We start from the raw sequence: 16,699 nt of genomic DNA, 5'->3' as shown, positions 1-16,699 counted from the left end.
CGATCAACTACACACGTCCTGGAGAACCAGGCCGCATAACCGAGTCCTCCACGATTCCAGGGGATTGACAGAGGACAACAACTAGCGGCACCGGTCAAGGCGGGACGACAGGCGAGATCGACACCCGCACCGAAGTGGTCCGGTCAGAAACAATGCCCCAGTGAGCTGGGAAGAGTTCCTGTGGCATATGGATCATCGGCTAGGCATGTACGTCGGTCGGCCAACGTACGAGCGAGCTTTCTCGGCGCTCACGGGATTTGACCTCGCGCGCGGCCGGGGCGAGTTGGCGGCCTTCCAGAAGTGGATGTCCGCCCGCCACGATGGCAGCAACCTTGCCTTCTGGTCCTTAGTGCTGGTAGAGACCTTCGGTGAAGGTGCCACAGGGGACTGCCTTGTCAACGATCACGACCACAAGCGGGCTGTCTCCAGTCTCTGCCGGCTCTTCCGGATGTTCCTGGGGCAAGCGTCGACCGCCGAGCGATAGCGCGGGCTCACTCCGGCGGCGGGGGAGCGAGCCAGGCGAGGGGCTGCCCGCTGAGAGCGGCGTCGGCCAGGCGGTGGGCGCTCGCGGTCTTGAGCGCCGCTCGTGAGCTGTCGATCCAGCGCTCGACGTTGTCGATGCCCTGGTGGCGGTACTCGACGGCCTGGACGAGGCATTCCAGCTTGTCGGCGTCGCGGGCGACGACGGCTTCTGGTGTCTCACCCGCTTCGTATTCGGCGACGGCGGCGGTGATGACGTCGGCGACGGCTGGCGGGCAGTCGGCGACCTGGTCGGCGGTGACGGCGGTGTTGGGTACGGCGGTGAGGTAACGCTTGGCGATGTGCGGGATGTCGGTGATCCGGGTTTCCTGGGTGTCGTGCAGCACGCACAGCATCGACACCCTGGCCGGGTCGGCACCTTCCATGGCGGCGAGCACCATTCCGAGGAGCGCGGTCCGGAAGGAGTGTTCGGCGACGGACTCGGGGTGCTTGACGCCGGCGAACCACCAGCCGGTGCGGGCGGCACGTTTGAGGACGCCGGCTTCGAAGATGAAGCTCATCGCTCCGGCGGCGTCGTGGTCGTCGGTCATCTGCCCGTCCCTGTGCCGGTGATTCCGTCAGCCCGCAGGCTGTAGACGATAGAGGCTAGTTCCTGCCGGGACTGCGCGGAGATCTGGTCACTGTCCAGGAGTGGGACACTGCGGTCGAGGAGTGCCCGAGTCGCGGCGGGGTTGTCGAGAGCGAGACCGCGTCGTGCGGCCAGCAGAGCCCAGACGTTGTGGATGTTGAGGTCGACGAAGGGATGTCCTGGGTCCAGGCGCTGAACCAGGTGCCGAAGAAGGATCGAGCCGTGCCAGTCAGCGAGCGTCCCGGGCATGAAGGAGTCGTCGCGGTGGCGGTACGGGATCTCGCCCACCCAGTAGGCCGAGTAGTTGAGGGCTGCTCGCTCGCAGGCGTCGTCCGGGTGTGCGCGAGCGATGAAGTCCCGCAACGGTTCCGGGTCGCCCTGGTTAGCCAGGGACGTGACAACGGAGCGTGCGTCGGGCCACAGCGGTGACCAGGTGCGGAAGGCAGTCGCTCGGCGGGCTCGGGCGGTGGTCTGGGTGAGCCATCCGGCCGCTGCCTTGGTGGGATCCATGCCGGCGAGGAAGCAGGCTTGCCGGTGCAGCAGCACGTTCCGATGCCGTCCGGCTGCGGCGCGATCGGCGAGCACATGAAGGTGAGCGAAGAACGCGCGTTGCTCGTCGACGGGCAGGGTCGGCCCGGAGGCAACCGGACCTCGCCGGGGACGGATGATGGGTAGCCCTCTGGCGAAGGTCGGTGTCTGACCGAGGACGGCCCAGAGGATCAAGTCGGTCAGCCGGTGGGTGAGTACGGACCAGGCCAGCGGCTGCTCGGCGATGTCACAGCGGTCGACCTGTCCGTCGAGGACCGTGGCGAGGATGAGATCCGCCTCGGCGGCGTCGTCGAGTGCGGCGAGCAGGACTGTGTTCGCGCCGAGCCGTCCGAGCCTGTGCCGGACGGCGATCGCGTGTCCGAGCGGCATCGCGGTGAATGGGCGGCGCCCGGATTCCCAGCTCTGCACGGTCACGCGGTCAACATCCAGGTCGGCGGCGAGTTGCTCCTGCGTGAGCGGGATGGACTCCCGGATCAGCTTGAACAGGTAGCCGATCACCTCGCCGCGATGTGGTGCTGATCGTCCGCGACCTGTCATCCGTCATCCCTACGTTGACCGGTGGTCGATGTTCCCGCCATGAAACCAATGCTGCGGCAGCGCATCTGACCTGCTCACTCGTACCACGGGTGAGTCCAACCGCCGTCGTCGTGATCGTAGCGTCGCAGTTACCGAACGTTCCAGATCCGGTCCCGTGGTTCGGGGTCGGCCAGGGAGTGCTGCCCGGCGGAGGGAGCGAGTGATGCGGGACAGGCCGCCACCGTGGCGACGAGTGTCCTACGACCAGTACCTGATCGCCGTCGCGATGACCATGGCACGGCGACACCGCCCGGCATGGTCGTGGCGGAAGTGGAGCTGGGTCTGCCGCTGTGGGGTCGAGCTGCCCTGTCGTAGCCGGCACCGCATCCCGATCAACCGGGGCCACTGGCCCGCCAAGGAGGAGCCATGAGCAACGAGGCGGAGCAGCGGATCCTGGTCGTGCATCTGCCGGGGCAAGGACGGCCTGTACAACGGCTGCCGGGCGTGGTGGTCGCGGCTCACGCCGTACCCGTGCTGGCAGGTGCACGGGGCGACCAACCGGCAGGCGCGGTCCCTGACGGCGGCGCTGCTCGGAGGCCGCTCAAGACCACGCACGGCCCGGTGCTGCCGATCTGGAGCTGCGCCGGCTGTGACGCGCCCTGGCCCTGCCGCACGCGGCAGCGAGAGCTACGCGCGGAGTTCGACGGCGCTTCGATTTCCCTGGCCCTCTACCTGGGTGCCCAACTGGTGCGCGCCTCCGAAGACCTGACCTGGGTGCCGGTGGGGGCGCTGCACCAACGCTTCCTCGGCTGGCTGCGGTGAGCATCCTGCGGCCCGGCGACGAGAAGTTCCACTACAGCGACGGCTCCCACAAGTGGATCCCGCCCGACCCGGACTACGACCAGGAGGTCTGGGACGAGCAGGTCCGCCAGCACAAGCTGGGCCATCTGAGGAACGAGCAGCCAAAGGTGCGTATCCAGCGCCTCGTGTGATGCCAGCAGTACAGCAACCGTGCCGGCCGAACCGAACCGAGAGGCCCGTCAGTAGGCCGTCTGACCTTGCGTCAAGCCCGATCCGACCCGCTCGCCGAGAGTTCACACCGAAGAGGTCACTGGTTCGATCCCAGTATCGCCCAACACGCAGGTCAACGGCCATTCCCGGCTTCGGGAGGTGGCCTTTCTGCTGTCGTACAGCAGTTCCGTAGCGGCTGAGTGAATCACCGAGGCGGTTGAGTGCGTCTCTGGTCGCCTTCGTCGATACCTGGGTGTAGATCTCCATCGTCACGGAGAAGCGGGCGTGCTGGAGCACCTGCATGGCGCCTCTCGGGTGGACGTCGAGGTCGGCCACGACCGTGGCACAGGTTCTTCTTGCGTCGTGGACGGTGATCGGCGTGACCTTCGCCTTCTCGCACCTCGCCTGCCAGGAGCGCTGGAAGTTGCGTGGAATCCCGCGGCACTGGCATGAACCGATGACACGGCGACACCGCCGCAACGGCCACGCTCACCACGGCCGAACGCGCGATCGATGTCCACCTCCGTGCCGCGCTGGCCCGGCTGCCACGTCACGGGCCGGCCGGGTGGCTGACCGAGTTCGTGGCCTTCGGACTCAAACAGGCATGGGCATGCGTGTTCGGTGCCGCCATGCTCGCGGTCATCTGCGCGGCGCACCTGTGGTATCCGGACGACGCCGTGCTTGCCCGCAACGATGCCCTCACCGCCGCCGCCATCGTCATCCAGGTCGCGATGCTCGCCGGACGCTTGGAGACCCTGCGCGAGCTACGAGTGATCGTCCTGTTCCACCTCGTCGGCACCCTCATGGAACTGTTCAAGACCCACATCGGCTCATGGGCCTACGAGCCCGACGGCGTGCTACGGCTCGGAGGAGTGCCCCTGTTCAGCGGCTTCATGTACGCTGCGGTCGGCTCCTACATGGTGCGAGTGAATCGGCTTTTCAACCTGCGCTTCACGCGCTACCCGAAACGCTGGTGGACGGCCGCGGTGGCTGCCGCGATCTATCTCAACTTCTTCGCCAACCACTACGTACACGACCTGCGGTGGCTGCTCATCGCGGCCGTCGCACTCGTGTTCGGACGCTGTGTCATGCACTTTCGCATCTTCCGGGCACGGTGGCGCATGCCTCTGCTGCTGGCCTTCGTCCTCGTCGCCTTCTTCATCTGGCTCGCGGAGAACATCGCCACCTGGTCCAACGCCTGGCTCTACCCGAGCCAGACGGACGGCTGGCATCCGGTCTCGCTGACAAAGCTGGCCTCCTGGTTCCTCTTGATGATCATCTCTGTCGTGCTGGTCACCTGGATCTCACCGCCGCAACCGCCCGACGACAAGCAGCCACCCCAACCGACCGAGGGAAAGGCGTCCGACCCGACACCGGCGCCGGCAAGACCGGCGGAACGTCCTGCACCGGTTGATATTTGACACTGCGGCCTGATTGATGTCCCAAACCTGGCGACATGCCACTCTCCAGCCAACGGGTCCGGTTTCGCCTTGACGGGGTCCTCCTGCACGTCATCGACGACGCCGGGCAGCTGTGCCGTCCCCAATCACCCATCACACCCGGCCGCATCCGACGTGCGCTCTGCGGGGTTGTGTCATGCGGAGGCCAGACCTCAACGACGCCGAGTGTCGGCTCGGTCAGAGGCGCGGAGAGCTCGCCCACCGCCAGTTGATATGCACGGATCTGCCGATGAGCGTGCGTCGGCGCGCACGGTCAGGCGGTCGTTCCCGGCCACTGGGCGACGAATGCTGCGCCGGGAATCCTGTCGTCGATGAGCAGACCGACGAACTCGTCGAGCATTACTTTGAGATCGCCGTTGCCGGTAAGTTCGTAGTGCTTGTTGACGATCCTGTCGTCAGCCAGGCGGACCGTGTCCAAGTCCGCCTCGCCGCTGAGCCAGATCGTGACCTGGGCGAGCCACGCCGAAGACTCGAAGTCGGCGCTCACGACCGGCTTGCCGTAGTTCGGTTGGATCGGGCGAGCGTGCCAGCGCATCTCAAGTCGTGCCCAAGTCTCGGCACGGGCCGTAACCGCAACTGACAGCGCTTCGAGCGGAAACGCCACGCGCGCAACTATCGCACGCCGGGCCTTGGCCGCCGCTGACATTCTCATCTGCCGCCGTCCGTGCGCGCCAGCCAGCCGGGAGCCGCCACACTCCGTGGCGGGCAGCATCCTGAGCCGGCCAAAATCCGGAACTGCCGAATTCAGGGGCGTTATCGCGCCCTCGGCGGGCAGCGGATTCGCTACCGCGCAAGCAGGGAGCGCAGGACCTTGATGATCTCGTCAGGCGCTTCCTCGGCCATGAAGTGGCCGGCCGACGTGGTGCGGTGGTCCAGATCAGCAGCCCAGGTGTGCCACAGCGCGGCGGCGTCGTAGCCAAGTGCGGCTCCCCAGTCCTGCTGGACGACGGTGGCCGGCATGGGCAGCCGATTCCCGGCGGCTCGGTCGGCCTGGTCGTGTTCGATGTCGATGCCGGCCGAAGCGCGGTAGTCGGCGACGATGGAGGGGACCGCCTCGCGGGAGGCATTCAGGTACTCCGCCCGCAGGTCTGCGGGAATTGCCTGGGGATTCTTGGTCCATACGTCGAGGAAGTAGCCGAAGAAGGCGTCCGCGCTGGCGCTGATCATCTGCTCGGGCAGGCCGGGTGGCTGGGCCATCAGGTACAGGTGGAAGGCGACAGCGGCGGAGGACCCGTGCAGGATGTCCCACATGTCCAGTGTTGGCAGGACGTCGAGGATGGCGAGGTGGGTGATCGTGGCGGGATGGTCGAGGCCGGCGCGGATGGCGACGAGGGCACCACGGTCGTGTCCGGCCAGGGCGAAGCGCTCGTGGCCGAGCCTGCTGGCGAGGGTGACGATGTCGGCGGCCATGGTCCGCTTCGAGTACGTGTCGACGTCGCGCGCGTCGGGCTTGTCGCTTGCGCCGTAGCCGCGCAGGTCGGGACAGATCACGGTGTGGTCGGTGGCCAGGTCGACGGCGACGTGCCGCCACATGACGTGGGTCTGCGGAAAGCCGTGCAGCAACACGATCGGGCTGCCCGTACCCCCCACCGCCACGTTCATCGTCACGTCCCCGTCGACCGCGACGCGCTGGTAGTCGAAATCGGGAATAGTAATAGTCATGGTCGTCCTTTTCTCGTCGTCGGGTGGACGATCCCAGCGTGCCGGTCGCGGATGAGTAAACGATGAGCGCGATACGTTGATCGGAGGCGCGGAAGGGCGGTTCGATCAGTGCAGGTCAGGTTCGGTGTCCTGGGGCCGGTTGTCGCCTGGGACGGCGTCGGCGCGCCGATAGACCTGAAAGGGCCGAAACACCGCGCGGTGCTGGCGCGACTCCTCGTCGGGCGCGGTCGGGTCGTACCGGTCGACCGCCTCGTTGATGACCTGTGGGAGGAGCCTTCACCAGGTGCGGTGGGCAGCGTCCGCACGTTCGTGGCGGCGTTGCGGCGCGCGCTGGAGCCGCAGCGTCCACCGCGCGAGCCGGCTCGGTTGCTGGTCACCGAGGGCCCGGGCTATGCGCTCAGGGTGGCGCCGGACGCGGTCGACGCCTGGCGGTTCGAGGACGAGGTCGCCGCCGCGTCCGCCGCGCCGCCGCAAGAGGCACTCGAGCGGCTCGATCGCGCCCTGCGCTGGTGGCGGGGGCCTGCGTTCGCCGGCATCGACGACGAGCCGTGGGCGCGCGTCGAGCGTTCCCGCCTCGAACAGCTACGACTGAACGCGATCGAGCAGCGGGCCGAGGCGCGACTGGCTGTCGGGCGCGCCTCGGACGTCGTACCCGATCTCGACGCCCACGTAGCCGAGCATCCGTGGCGGGAGGAGGCGTGGCGGCTGCTGGCGCTTGCCCTGTACCGCGCGGGACGCCAGGGTGATGCGCTTGCGGTACTGCGCCGAGCCCGCAGCCTGCTCCTGGAACAGCTCGGCGTCGATCCGAGCCCGCGACTGCGTCGCCTGGAGACCGACATCCTCCGTCAAGCCGATCGGGTCAGCGACGGGCTGGGTTCACCGGGACCGCAGCGGGTCTGGGCGGAGACCGCAGCGGCATTCGACCGTACGGTGGCGTCCGGCTCCGGGTCCCGACTGGAGTCGACGGTCGGCCTGCTGCGAAGTCTCGCCGTGACAGGGGCGAGCGGACTCGAGGCGGCGCGGGAACAGCGGATCGCGGCCATCGCCGCCGCCGAGCAACTGGGCGATCCCGATCTCACCGCCCGGGTGATCGGCGGCTACGACGTACCCGCGATCTGGACGCGCTCGGATGACCCGGCGCAGGCGACGCAGATCGTAGCGGCGGCCGAGCGGGCCCTGACCGCCCTTCGCCCTGGCTCGTCCGAGGCCACCCGGGCCCGACTGCTGGCCACGATCGCGGTGGAGTCACGCGGTACCCGCGCGGCGCGCGGACCCGAGGCGGCCCAGGAAGCGGAGCGGATCGCGCGCCGCCTGGGCGACCCGGCCCTGCTGGCCTTCGCCCTGAACGGCGTGTTCATGCAGACCTTCCACCGCGCGGGCCTGGCTCCGCAGCGGGACCAGATCGGTGCCGAGCTCGTCGCGCTCTCCGCCCAGCACGGCCTGGGGACGTTCGAGATCCTCGGTCATCTCGTCCGATTGCAGGCCCGTGGCGCGCTCGCGGACTTCGCCACCGCCGACCAGCACGCCGCCGCAGCGGACCGGCTCGCCGAACGGCACGACCGCCCGCTGGTCGGCGTGTTCACCCAGTGGTACCGCGCACTGCGACTGGCCGCGACCGAGCCATCGCCACAGGCCGCGGAAGCGGCCTACCGCAACGGGGCGGCACAGCTCGCCAGCGCCGGCATGCCCGGCGTCGAGCGGGGCCTCCTACCACTGGCCCTGCTGTGCCTGCGCGTGTCGCACGGCGAACCGGTCCGCTTCGACGATGAGACCGACTGGGGCCCCCACATGCCCTGGGCGCGTCCACTCGTCCTACTGGGACGGGACCGCCCGGCCGACGCCCATGCGGCGCTGCGTCAGGCCCCGGATCCGCCGCGCGACCTGCTGTTCGAGGCCCTGTGGTGCCTCACCGCCCAGGCTGCGATCGCCCTGGACGACCGGACGGCGATGGAACGCGCCCGGATCGAACTCACGCCGGCCGCCGACGAGCTGGCCGGAGCCGGCAGCGGCATGCTCACCGTCGGCCCCGTCTCACGCCATCTCGACGACCTCGACGCGGCCCTCAGCCGCAGCCGATGAGCCGGAGAGCTGGGCCAGGAGATTTAGGCCTCGTGGATCGCCAGGCCACTGCGAGCACCGCCCTTCAGCGGTGCGTTCTGCCTGCCGCCGACGACCGACAGCATGCCTTGACCACATGTCCGGTTCTGCCGCAGGTCGCGCGCACACCCGACGACGGTGTACGGAGACAGGATGCCGGCCGTACGGGACCGGTCGGCGCGTCGTGCGGGTTGTGTCCTGCGGAGGGCGGATCGCAACGACGCCGATCGCATCCGGCTGGTCCAGGTTCGTGCCGTCGTGGTCGGTGTGCCCAGGTGATGCGGGCCGCATAGACGGAATCCGGACCGGGCCCAGGTGGACCGACGACGCGGAGCGTCACGTCAGGAGTGAAGCTCGCGCCGGGCGCGGCGGCACCGGAAGGCAGCAGCGTGTCTTGCGCGGCAGGCGAGGCAGGAGAACGCGCCGTCCGATCGCCGCCAGACGGCTGGTCTCCGGTCGGCCAGGCTTCTGTCATGAACAACGCACTTGAGGGCAAGGTAGCTCTGGTTACTGGTGGTGGTCGTGGCATCGGCGCTGCGGTGGCGTTGCGCCTGGCGAAGGAGGGCGCCGATGTGGCGTTGACGTTCCAGCGGAACCAGCAACGTGCCGACGACGTGGTGGACCAGATCAAGGCCGCGGGACGGCGGGCCCTCGCCGTGCAGGCGGACAGCGCAGACCCGGCGGCCGTGGCCGGCGCGGTCGACCGGGTCGCCGGCGAGCTGGGTCGGTTGGACATCCTGGTGAACAACGCCGGTGCGTTCCTGCTCGGACCGTTGGAGCAACTGAAGCTGGAGGAGTTCGAACTGACTGTCGCGGTCAACGTCCGGGCACCCTTCGTCGCCTCCCAGGCTGCGGTGCGACACATGTCGGCCGGTGGACGGATCATCAACATCGGCAGCAACATGGCAGAGCGGGCGGTCTTCCCGGGCTTCGCGCTGTACGCGATGAGCAAGACCGCCCTGATCGGCCTGACCAAGGCACTCGGACGCGAACTCGGCGGCAGGGCGATCACCGTGAATCTGGTGAATCCAGGGGCCACGGACACGGAGCTGAATCCGGCCGACGGGCCCAACGCGGACACGATCAACGGGTTCACCGCCCTCGGTCACTACGCGGACCCGGCCGACGTGGCCGCTGCGGTGGCGTTCCTCGCCGGCGCCGACGGGCGCTACATCACCGGGGCGACGATCAACGTGGACGGCGGCTTCACCATCTGATCACCAGCTCACCGCCGCTCTGGCCACCCCCGCACACAGCTACGGCCCGTTCCTTCGTCGGGGACGGGCCGTAGCATTGCCAGCTGCGGTCCGACTCTGGTCCATACCGACTCGACCGGCGCGACCGTGGGACTCGGGAAGCTGGGGCGGGATCCTGGGAACCGCCCCGGGCGCGACCGTCCCCGACGGCTGCAAGTTCGTCTTCACGTTGTGGACGTGCCGACCGGGAAGGGTTTCTACAGCGTCAGCATCTCCGAGCGCGGCAAGGTGCGATACCCGGAGGCCCAGCTGTTCGGGGCGCTCGCGCTGACCCTCGGCTGACCCGGACGCGACGAAGCGGCCCCCCACCCGAAGGTGAGCGGGGCCGCTGGGTTAGTGGGCTCGCAGGATGAGAGCCACCCAACCGTCCGCATGATACTCAGCGGGTGCAGTTGATCTGCGCCAGCACCGAGTAGAGGCCCGGCCACGGCTGCGTCGTGAAGCTTCCACCGTGGCTGCATTGCGTGTCCGGGTCGAAGCCGTCGGCGCTGGCAAGGGAGCGCGCAGCGTTGTTGGCGTTGTACAGCGCTGTGAAGTAGTTGTTACTCATTCCGTTGCCGTAAAAGGTCTTGGTTTCGGCGGCGACCGCAGGCCCGGAGAGCAGGACGGACGCGGACACCGCCCCGACCAACGCTGTGGCTGCGACGATCCGACGAAGTGCGGGCATGCAGGCTCCACTCTGTTCGATCCGAATGCCGAGCCTGCCAGAACAATCGATGTACATCAACTACAGCGCGAAACGGCCCCCGCCCTGGCGAGGGAGAGGGGGGCCGCTCGCACGTTGGTCGGCACCGAACCGGGACGTCACCGGGGCGCCGCGCCAACGACTACGGGCGGCGGGCCAGCAGCCGAGGCGCGGCTGCACGCTCGGAGCTTCGTATACCTCAGCGCTCGTCACGGTGCTGCCGTCCGGCGTGGTTGCTGTCATAACCGAGGCGGCTCGGACTCGGATGCAGGCGGACAACATCGCGCCATCGGAGATACGGCACCGACCGGCGGCGCGGAACGTCGTCGTCGAGGTTGCCCAACATCCGACCGCGCCTACGGCGATCACTGATTTCGCCACCAGTCTGGGCCTGGTCTGAGCGGGGACGGTGCCGCCGGCGGTCAGGCAGCGCGGCGGGCGCGGCGGCGGGCTCGGAGGAAGGCGGCGTCGCCGCGTACGCGGTCCCACCAGGACCACGGAACGCTGGTCACGTACCGGCCGATCGACGCGAAGACCGGCGCGGCGTCGGCGTCGCGGCCGGTGCGCGCCAGCCCGTACGCCAGGAAGTTCGCGTCGTTGAGCCAGTCGGCGTGCCGGGTGGCCGGCTGGTGGAACCAGCGGGACAGCGCGTTGTCGAGGTCGGACTGCATGACCGGATCCTGCCGCCACCGCTGGTCAATCTCGTCGGCAGCGCTGCCCTGGGATGCGCGCTCCTGCTCCCACAGTGCCCACTCGGCGGCGGCGCGCACCGGCAGCACGTGCAGCGGCGAGCCCGTGGGCGCCGCTTCGGCGACCGACCGGGCGAAGCCGAACATCGCCTCGTGCGAGCCGCTCCACTTCCTGCAGTGGTAGGTCAGCTTGAGGATGTGCCCCTGGTGGTGCCGGGGATCACGCCGGGTCAGCTCACGCCACGTCTCCTCGACGTCCTCCGGTGGCGCACTCTGGTCGATCATGAGGTCCAGCCGGCTCACCCACGGCGTGGGGTCCTCGGGCGCGAGCCGCATCGCCAGGTCGTTCACCTGCCGGGCCAGCTGAAGCAGGCGGTTGAACTCGGTCCACTGTTCTGGGCGGACGTTGGCGGCCCAGTCCCCGCCGCGCACCTCCCAGGCTCGCGCCACCAGGGAGTGGGCACGTACGAGCTGGGCATCCGGATTGGTGGGCGTGCGCGCTGCCCAGCGGTCGGTCCAGGCGGCTGCGGTGTCGACCCGACCGGTCGTACGGTCGACCCGGGATCCCAGCCCGCCAGCGGTCGATTCGGCCAGCACACGGACGTAGCGTGCCCGACGGTCGTAGTCACCTCGGGTGGCGGCCAGAGCCTTCCGGGCCGGTTCGATGTCGGAGCCGTACCGCGCCTGCGTGCACGCCTCGCGCAGCACGGCGTCGTCCTGCGCCAGGTTGGTGTCGATCTGGCGGGTGAGCAGCCGCCACACGGTCGAGATCATAGTCAGCGATGGTAGGCGTCGGCTGGCGTCCGCCTCAGGCCCGGACCGGCGTACGACATGCGCGCCGGCAGTCCGACGAGCCGGAGCGTCCCACGGGCGGAGGCTGCGGCCACGGCGCAGCGATAGCCTGCCGTCATGGCGAGCGCTGAACTGGAAGAGTTGATCGTCGCGGACGCCGACGCCCTGCGCGCGTGGTTGTCGGCCAACCACGCCACGTCGCCCGGCGTCTGGCTCGCCCTGACCAGGAAGGGCGGCACGGTCACGACGCTGACCTGGCAGCAGGCGGTCGACGAGGCCCTGTGTTTCGGCTGGATCGACGGGCAGGCCCGTAAGCGGGATCAGGAAACCTCCTGGATCCGGTTCACCCCTCGCCGGCCGCGCAGTTCCTGGTCGCAACGCAACGTCTCCCACGTGGCCCGGCTGGAGGCGCAGGGGCGGATGCGGCCCTCGGGCCGCGCCGCGGTGGAAGCCGCGAAGGCGGACGGGCGGTGGGCGGCCGCCTACGCCCCGCCGTCGGAGGCCGAGGTGCCGGCCGACCTCCTCGCCGCCATCGCTGCCGACCCTGCCGCCCAGGCCATGTTCGACGTACTCACCAAGACCAACCGGTTCGCCCTCATCCACCGTGTCAACGCCGTCAAACGGGCGCAGACCCGCGAGCGGAAGATCGGCGAGTCCGTCGCCATGCTGGCCCGTCACGAGACGATCTACCCGCAGAAGGCCAGGCCTCCGCACTCGCCGTGATCGGCGTCTTCATGATCACGCGCGCCCGTCTGCCGCCGGCCGTGCGCGCGCTGTCTCAGCGCACCGGTCACGTCGGACGCACCGAACAGCATCGCACCACGCCTACGAGCAGCAGTCGGACTACCCGCACCTCGGGTGCCGCCGAGGGATTTCAGTCCACTGTGGACTTAAGCTACGCTCTCCGCCGGGCCCGCCGACTTCGACCGGTACGTGCGGCGGAGGCGGCCATCGGCAACGGTGGCCGGCGCCGAACGCGACCCGGCTGACCTGCGGCGATCCGCGGACCCCGGGGCCGCTCGCGGCTGGGTTCCCCGCCGCCACCACACCGCCACACACCGAAGGACCGATTCACTTGTACGACGCGATCGTCATCGGCGCCCGCTGTTCGGGTGCGTCCACCGCCCTGTTGCTCGCTCGGCGTGGACACCGGGTGCTGGTGGTGGACCGCTCCTCGTTTCCCAGCGACGTCATCTCGACGCACTTCCTCTGGCCGCACGGGATGTCCTACCTGAACCGGTGGGGACTGCTGGACGAGGTGCTGGCGGTCACCCCGGCGCACACCACGGTCGAGGTGGTCAACGACGGCATCTCGCTGACCGGCTCGGTGCCGACCGAACTGCTGCGCGAGTACTTCCGGGACCTGCACGGCGACGACTCGGGCGTGGTGCAGAGCTATGCGTCGGTGCGGCGCCGGGTGCTCGACGAGATTCTGGTCGGCGCGGCCGCCAGGGCCGGTGCCGAGGTGCGGACCAGCTTCACCGTACGTGAGCTGATCGTCGAGAACGGGCAGGTCGTCGGTATCCGGGGGCGTGCGGTCGACGGCGAGTTGGTCGAAGAGCGGGCGCGGATCGTGGTCGGTGCCGACGGCCGGAACTCGTTCGTCGCCCGCGCCCTCGCGCTGCCCAAGTACGACGAGCGGCCCCGCTGCACGTTCGCCTACTGGAGCTACTGGTCCGGCTTCGACCTCGGCCCGGCACAACTGCACCGGCGCGGCCGGCTCGCCTGCGCGGTGGCGCCGACCAACTTCAACCAGAACATGGTCCTGGTCTGGGGGCCGAGTGAGTGGTCGCGGGAGTTTCGCGGTGACGTGCCGGGCAACTACCAGAAGGCGCTGGACTTCGTCAGTCCGGAGCTGGGCGACGTGGTGCGCACCAAGGGGACCAGGGAGGAACGCATCTACGGCACCCTGGACCAGTCGGCCTTCCTGCGGCCACTGCACGGGCCCGGGTGGGTGCTCGTCGGCGACGCCGAGTCGGCCAAGGACCAGTGCACCGCGATCGGCATCACCCACGCCTTCCGTGACGCCGAACTGGTCAGCGCCGCACTCGACCGGTGGCTGCGCGGTGACGCGTCGATCGACGACGCGATGACCGCCTACGGGGACCGCCGCCGGAGCCAGAACGCCGCCGCCTACCACGACTACGTCTGCACCCTCGCCGAGATGCGTCCGTACCGGCACGACGAGTTGCAACTGTTCGTCGCGTTGCGGGGCAACCAGCAGGAGACCGACCGGTTCATCGCCACCCACGCCGACGTCGCGCCGGTGTCGGAGTTCTTCCAGGCCTCCAACCTCTTCCTGCTCAACGACGCCGCGAAGGAGTCCTCCGCCGACCACGCGGTCTTCGAGGACTTCGCGGAGACCTCCCGCAGCTACCAGCAGAACCTCTTCGCCTGATGACCACCAGGGAGACGACACCGTGAACACCGAGCCGGACCAGCGTGAAGACGGCGAACTGATCGGGATCATCCTCAAGGCGGCACACTGCCGGGACTTCGAGACCATGGCGCGTACCGCGACCGAGGTCTCCGAGATGACCCGCAACTGGGCCACCCACATCCCGTGGGACGACCTCGCGTCGCTCGAAGGCGCCGACGACGAGCTGGCCCAGGTGGTCGCCGACCTCACCGAGATGTGGGAGCCGGCCCACCTGCGCAACCCCGTCGACCCCGACGAGGAGTACGCCCTGGACAAGAACGCGTACGACTTCTACCGGCCCGCCGGCCGCAACCTGCTGACCCGCACCGAGGACTTCTACGGCTGGGTGCAGGCCCGTCGCCGCACGGAGACGTGGCAGTACTCCCGGGTGCTGGAGGCGGCACCGGACAGCGTCGCCCAGATCACCAACGACCTGGGCCGCCGGGCCCGCGGCATCAACTTCAACTCGCAGGACTACCTGTCGTTCAACACGCACCCGGCGATCCGGGAGGCGGCGACCAGGGCGATGCACGACTACGGGCCGCACAGCGCCGGCTCGCCGATGGTGCTCGGCAACACCCGCATCTCCGACGATCTGGAGGCGGCCCTCGGCGACCTGGTCGGACTCGACCACGTGACGCTCTTTCCGACCGGCTGGGCGGCCGGCTTCGGCGCGGTCGTCGGTCTGGTCCGGCAGTCCGACCACGTCCTGATCGACCGGCTGGCCCACTCCTGCCTCCAGCAGGGGGCACGGGCGGCCACCCGGAACGTGGTCCGCTACGAGCACCTCAACGTCGAGGCGGTACGCCGGCACCTGACCGAGATCCGGGCCACCGACACCCGCAACGGCATCCTGGTCGTCACCGACGGGCTCTTCTCGGTGGACGCGGACTGGCCGGACCTCGTCACCCTGCAACGCGTCTGCCGCGAACACGACGCCACGCTGCTGGTCGACGTGGCGCACGACCTGGGCTCGATGGGGCCCGGCGGCACGGGCGTGCTGGGGATGCAGGGCCTGCTCGGCAGCGTCGACATCGTGATGGGCGCCTTCTCCAAGACGTTCTGCTCCAACGGTGGCTTCGTGGCCTCCCACTCGCCCGCGTTGAAGCAGTACGTCAAGATGTTCGGCGGCTCGCACTTCTTCTCCAACGCGTTGTCGCCGGTGCAGACCGCGGTGGTGCGGGAGGCCGCCAGGATCATCCGCTCGGCCGAGGGGGACGCGCTGCGGGCCCGGCTCTTCACCGCGATCCACGCCCTGCGTGACGAGCTGACCGGCCGGGGCCTGACCTGCATGGGTGAGCCGTCACCGATCGTGCCGCTCCTGATCGGCAACGAGAAGCTGGCGCGGACGGCGAACCGCCTGCTCTTCGACCGGGGGGTGCTGGCATTCATGGTCGAGTTCCCGGTGACCCCGACCGGCTCGTCCCGGTTCCGGCTTCAGGTGCAGGCCGGGCACCGGCCCGAGGAGGCCCGCGAGGCGGCCCGGATCATCGAGGGTGCCATCGCCGACTCCCGGGCGTACCTCTCCAGCGCCTTCGGCAGCGCTCCCCGCTGAGGGACGCCTCGTGATCCGACAGCGGCGACGTGCCCGGCACCCGACTGCACCGTGGCCGACCCACCGGGGCGACCCTGCTACCTGCGGCACCGCGTATTCGGGCACGCCGTGCGCGGTCTGGCACACTGCGGCGATGCTCACCTTCGATCGACTCTTTGCCGAGCACGTCGCTACCGGGCTCGCCCGCCAGATGGCGCTCGCCGACCTGATCGGCGAGCGGGATTGGCAGCTCGACCTGGGCAGCGGCACCGTGACCTTCGGCGACGACCTGCGGTACCAGATCCAGCTTCTCGGCACTGAGAGCCACCGCGACGGCAGTTGGCTGTGGGCATGGGCCAACGAGGCGAGCGGCCTTCCGCCAGCGCTGCTACAACTGTGCGGCTGGCTGCGCGAGTACGGTCACCACCACGGGATCGCGGAGTTCACCGAGCCCACGTTCCCGCTTCAGCGCGCCGACGGTCACCGGCTCGCCCTGCTGGCCTCCGGCCTGACCGGGCGGTGCTACTACCGCGGCCCGTACCCCGGTGGTGCGGCGTTCCTCCACCTCGACGACGCCCCGCCGCAGATCACCGCGCCGATCCGGCCGGAGCGCACGGTGACCGTCCTGGGCCAGGTCATTCAGGGCTTCCCGGTGGACCACCGTATTGCCGTGGAGTCGTTCCTGCGTCAGCAGTCCTGGCACCTGTCCCCGGCGCCCACGTCGTTGACCGCGCACCGTTCCGACGGTTCCACCCTGCGCGTCGACTTCGACTCTCTGGGCCGCGTGAGCAACATGTCCACCACGGTCAACCCGTAGCCCGGTGCGGCGCCCGCCGCGGTGACCGACGGGCGCCGGCCAGAGCGAGCCGCACCAACTGCTGATGGTCAGGTGGCGACCGATCCCGGCCGGACGCCGGCACC

Annotated in this window: 17 protein-coding genes and 1 pseudogene; 11 read left to right on the top strand and 7 right to left on the bottom strand. The window is 69.3% G+C overall.

Annotated features, from left to right (window positions below):
• Nucleotides 1-160 precede the first annotated feature (160 nt).
• Complete coding sequence (locus ACFHW0_RS29845; protein WP_416612967.1) at nucleotides 161-484, top strand: hypothetical protein; 324 nt, start codon at nucleotides 161-163, stop codon at nucleotides 482-484.
• Between the two features lie 7 nt (nucleotides 485-491).
• On the opposite strand, the gene ACFHW0_RS29840 is transcribed toward ACFHW0_RS29845, so the two are convergent.
• The gene (locus ACFHW0_RS29840; protein WP_416612966.1) at nucleotides 492-1,070 is read right to left on the bottom strand and encodes an HD domain-containing protein; all 579 of its coding nucleotides are present in this window, start codon (nucleotides 1,068-1,070) and stop codon (nucleotides 492-494) included.
• Entirely contained in the window at nucleotides 1,067-2,194 is a 1,128-nt protein-coding gene (locus tag ACFHW0_RS29835; protein ID WP_416612965.1) for a helix-turn-helix domain-containing protein, read from the bottom strand. Before ACFHW0_RS29835 ends, ACFHW0_RS29840 begins: the two co-directional genes overlap by 4 nt.
• A 202-nt stretch (nucleotides 2,195-2,396) precedes the next feature.
• On the opposite strand from ACFHW0_RS29835, the gene ACFHW0_RS29830 reads away from it, so the two are divergent.
• From ACFHW0_RS29830 to ACFHW0_RS29820, 3 genes are read left to right on the top strand one after another with little or no spacing between them, the layout of a single operon-like run.
• The gene (locus ACFHW0_RS29830; protein WP_416612964.1) at nucleotides 2,397-2,603 is read left to right on the top strand and encodes a hypothetical protein; all 207 of its coding nucleotides are present in this window, start codon (nucleotides 2,397-2,399) and stop codon (nucleotides 2,601-2,603) included.
• Entirely contained in the window at nucleotides 2,600-2,995 is a 396-nt protein-coding gene (locus ACFHW0_RS29825) for a hypothetical protein (protein ID WP_416612963.1), read from the top strand. The genes ACFHW0_RS29830 and ACFHW0_RS29825 overlap by 4 nt, the downstream gene beginning before the upstream one ends.
• Entirely contained in the window at nucleotides 2,992-3,165 is a 174-nt protein-coding gene (locus ACFHW0_RS29820) for a hypothetical protein (protein WP_416612962.1), read from the top strand. The genes ACFHW0_RS29825 and ACFHW0_RS29820 overlap by 4 nt, the downstream gene beginning before the upstream one ends.
• A gap of 211 nt (nucleotides 3,166-3,376) precedes the next feature.
• Here ACFHW0_RS29820 and ACFHW0_RS29815 read toward each other — a convergent pair.
• A pseudogene (locus tag ACFHW0_RS29815) lies at nucleotides 3,377-3,616 on the bottom strand (tyrosine-type recombinase/integrase); the annotation flags it as partial.
• Nucleotides 3,617-3,693: 77 nt separating this feature from the next.
• On the opposite strand from ACFHW0_RS29815, the gene ACFHW0_RS29810 reads away from it, so the two are divergent.
• Nucleotides 3,694-4,605, top strand: coding sequence for a DUF817 domain-containing protein (locus ACFHW0_RS29810; protein ID WP_416612970.1), 912 nt, complete (start codon nucleotides 3,694-3,696; stop codon nucleotides 4,603-4,605).
• 292 nt (nucleotides 4,606-4,897) lie between these two features.
• On the opposite strand, the gene ACFHW0_RS29805 is transcribed toward ACFHW0_RS29810, so the two are convergent.
• Nucleotides 4,898-5,248, bottom strand: a complete 351-nt coding sequence (locus tag ACFHW0_RS29805) for a hypothetical protein (protein WP_416612961.1) — start codon at nucleotides 5,246-5,248, stop codon at nucleotides 4,898-4,900.
• 179 nt (nucleotides 5,249-5,427) lie between these two features.
• A complete protein-coding gene (locus ACFHW0_RS29800; RefSeq protein ID WP_416612960.1) occupies nucleotides 5,428-6,306 on the bottom strand; it encodes an alpha/beta fold hydrolase in 879 nt (292 codons plus the stop codon).
• Between the two features lie 108 nt (nucleotides 6,307-6,414).
• Between ACFHW0_RS29800 and ACFHW0_RS29795 the strand changes: the two genes are divergently transcribed.
• Nucleotides 6,415-8,385: an AfsR/SARP family transcriptional regulator gene (locus tag ACFHW0_RS29795; protein WP_416612959.1), complete on the top strand. Its 1,971-nt coding sequence runs from the start codon at nucleotides 6,415-6,417 to the stop codon at nucleotides 8,383-8,385.
• Nucleotides 8,386-8,876: 491 nt separating this feature from the next.
• Nucleotides 8,877-9,620, top strand: a complete 744-nt coding sequence (locus ACFHW0_RS29790; RefSeq protein ID WP_416612969.1) for an SDR family NAD(P)-dependent oxidoreductase — start codon at nucleotides 8,877-8,879, stop codon at nucleotides 9,618-9,620.
• Between the two features lie 418 nt (nucleotides 9,621-10,038).
• Here the strand turns inward: ACFHW0_RS29790 and ACFHW0_RS29785 are convergent, their stop codons facing one another.
• Entirely contained in the window at nucleotides 10,039-10,326 is a 288-nt protein-coding gene (locus ACFHW0_RS29785; RefSeq protein ID WP_416612958.1) for a hypothetical protein, read from the bottom strand.
• A 440-nt stretch (nucleotides 10,327-10,766) separates the two neighbouring features.
• Complete coding sequence (locus ACFHW0_RS29780; RefSeq protein ID WP_416612957.1) at nucleotides 10,767-11,807, bottom strand: DUF4034 domain-containing protein; 1,041 nt, start codon at nucleotides 11,805-11,807, stop codon at nucleotides 10,767-10,769.
• Nucleotides 11,808-11,942: 135 nt separating this feature from the next.
• Between ACFHW0_RS29780 and ACFHW0_RS29775 the strand changes: the two genes are divergently transcribed.
• From ACFHW0_RS29775 to ACFHW0_RS29760, 4 genes are all read left to right on the top strand, one after another.
• On the top strand, nucleotides 11,943-12,548 hold the full coding sequence (locus ACFHW0_RS29775; RefSeq protein WP_416612956.1) for a YdeI/OmpD-associated family protein: 606 nt from the start codon (nucleotides 11,943-11,945) through the stop codon (nucleotides 12,546-12,548).
• A 346-nt stretch (nucleotides 12,549-12,894) separates the two neighbouring features.
• Nucleotides 12,895-14,223, top strand: a complete 1,329-nt coding sequence (locus tag ACFHW0_RS29770) for an NAD(P)/FAD-dependent oxidoreductase (RefSeq protein WP_416612968.1) — start codon at nucleotides 12,895-12,897, stop codon at nucleotides 14,221-14,223.
• A gap of 22 nt (nucleotides 14,224-14,245) precedes the next feature.
• Nucleotides 14,246-15,799: an aminotransferase class I/II-fold pyridoxal phosphate-dependent enzyme gene (locus ACFHW0_RS29765; RefSeq protein ID WP_416612955.1), complete on the top strand. Its 1,554-nt coding sequence runs from the start codon at nucleotides 14,246-14,248 to the stop codon at nucleotides 15,797-15,799.
• A 133-nt stretch (nucleotides 15,800-15,932) separates the two neighbouring features.
• Nucleotides 15,933-16,595 (top strand): DUF6882 domain-containing protein, encoded by a 663-nt coding sequence (locus tag ACFHW0_RS29760; RefSeq protein ID WP_416612954.1) that lies wholly within the window; start codon nucleotides 15,933-15,935, stop codon nucleotides 16,593-16,595.
• Nucleotides 16,596-16,699 lie beyond the last annotated feature (104 nt).

It is taken from the genome of Micromonospora sp. LOL_025 (genome assembly GCF_048060285.1).
Lineage (GTDB): Bacteria > Actinomycetota > Actinomycetes > Mycobacteriales > Micromonosporaceae > Micromonospora.
This window is presented reverse-complemented; position numbering and strand designations above follow the sequence as displayed.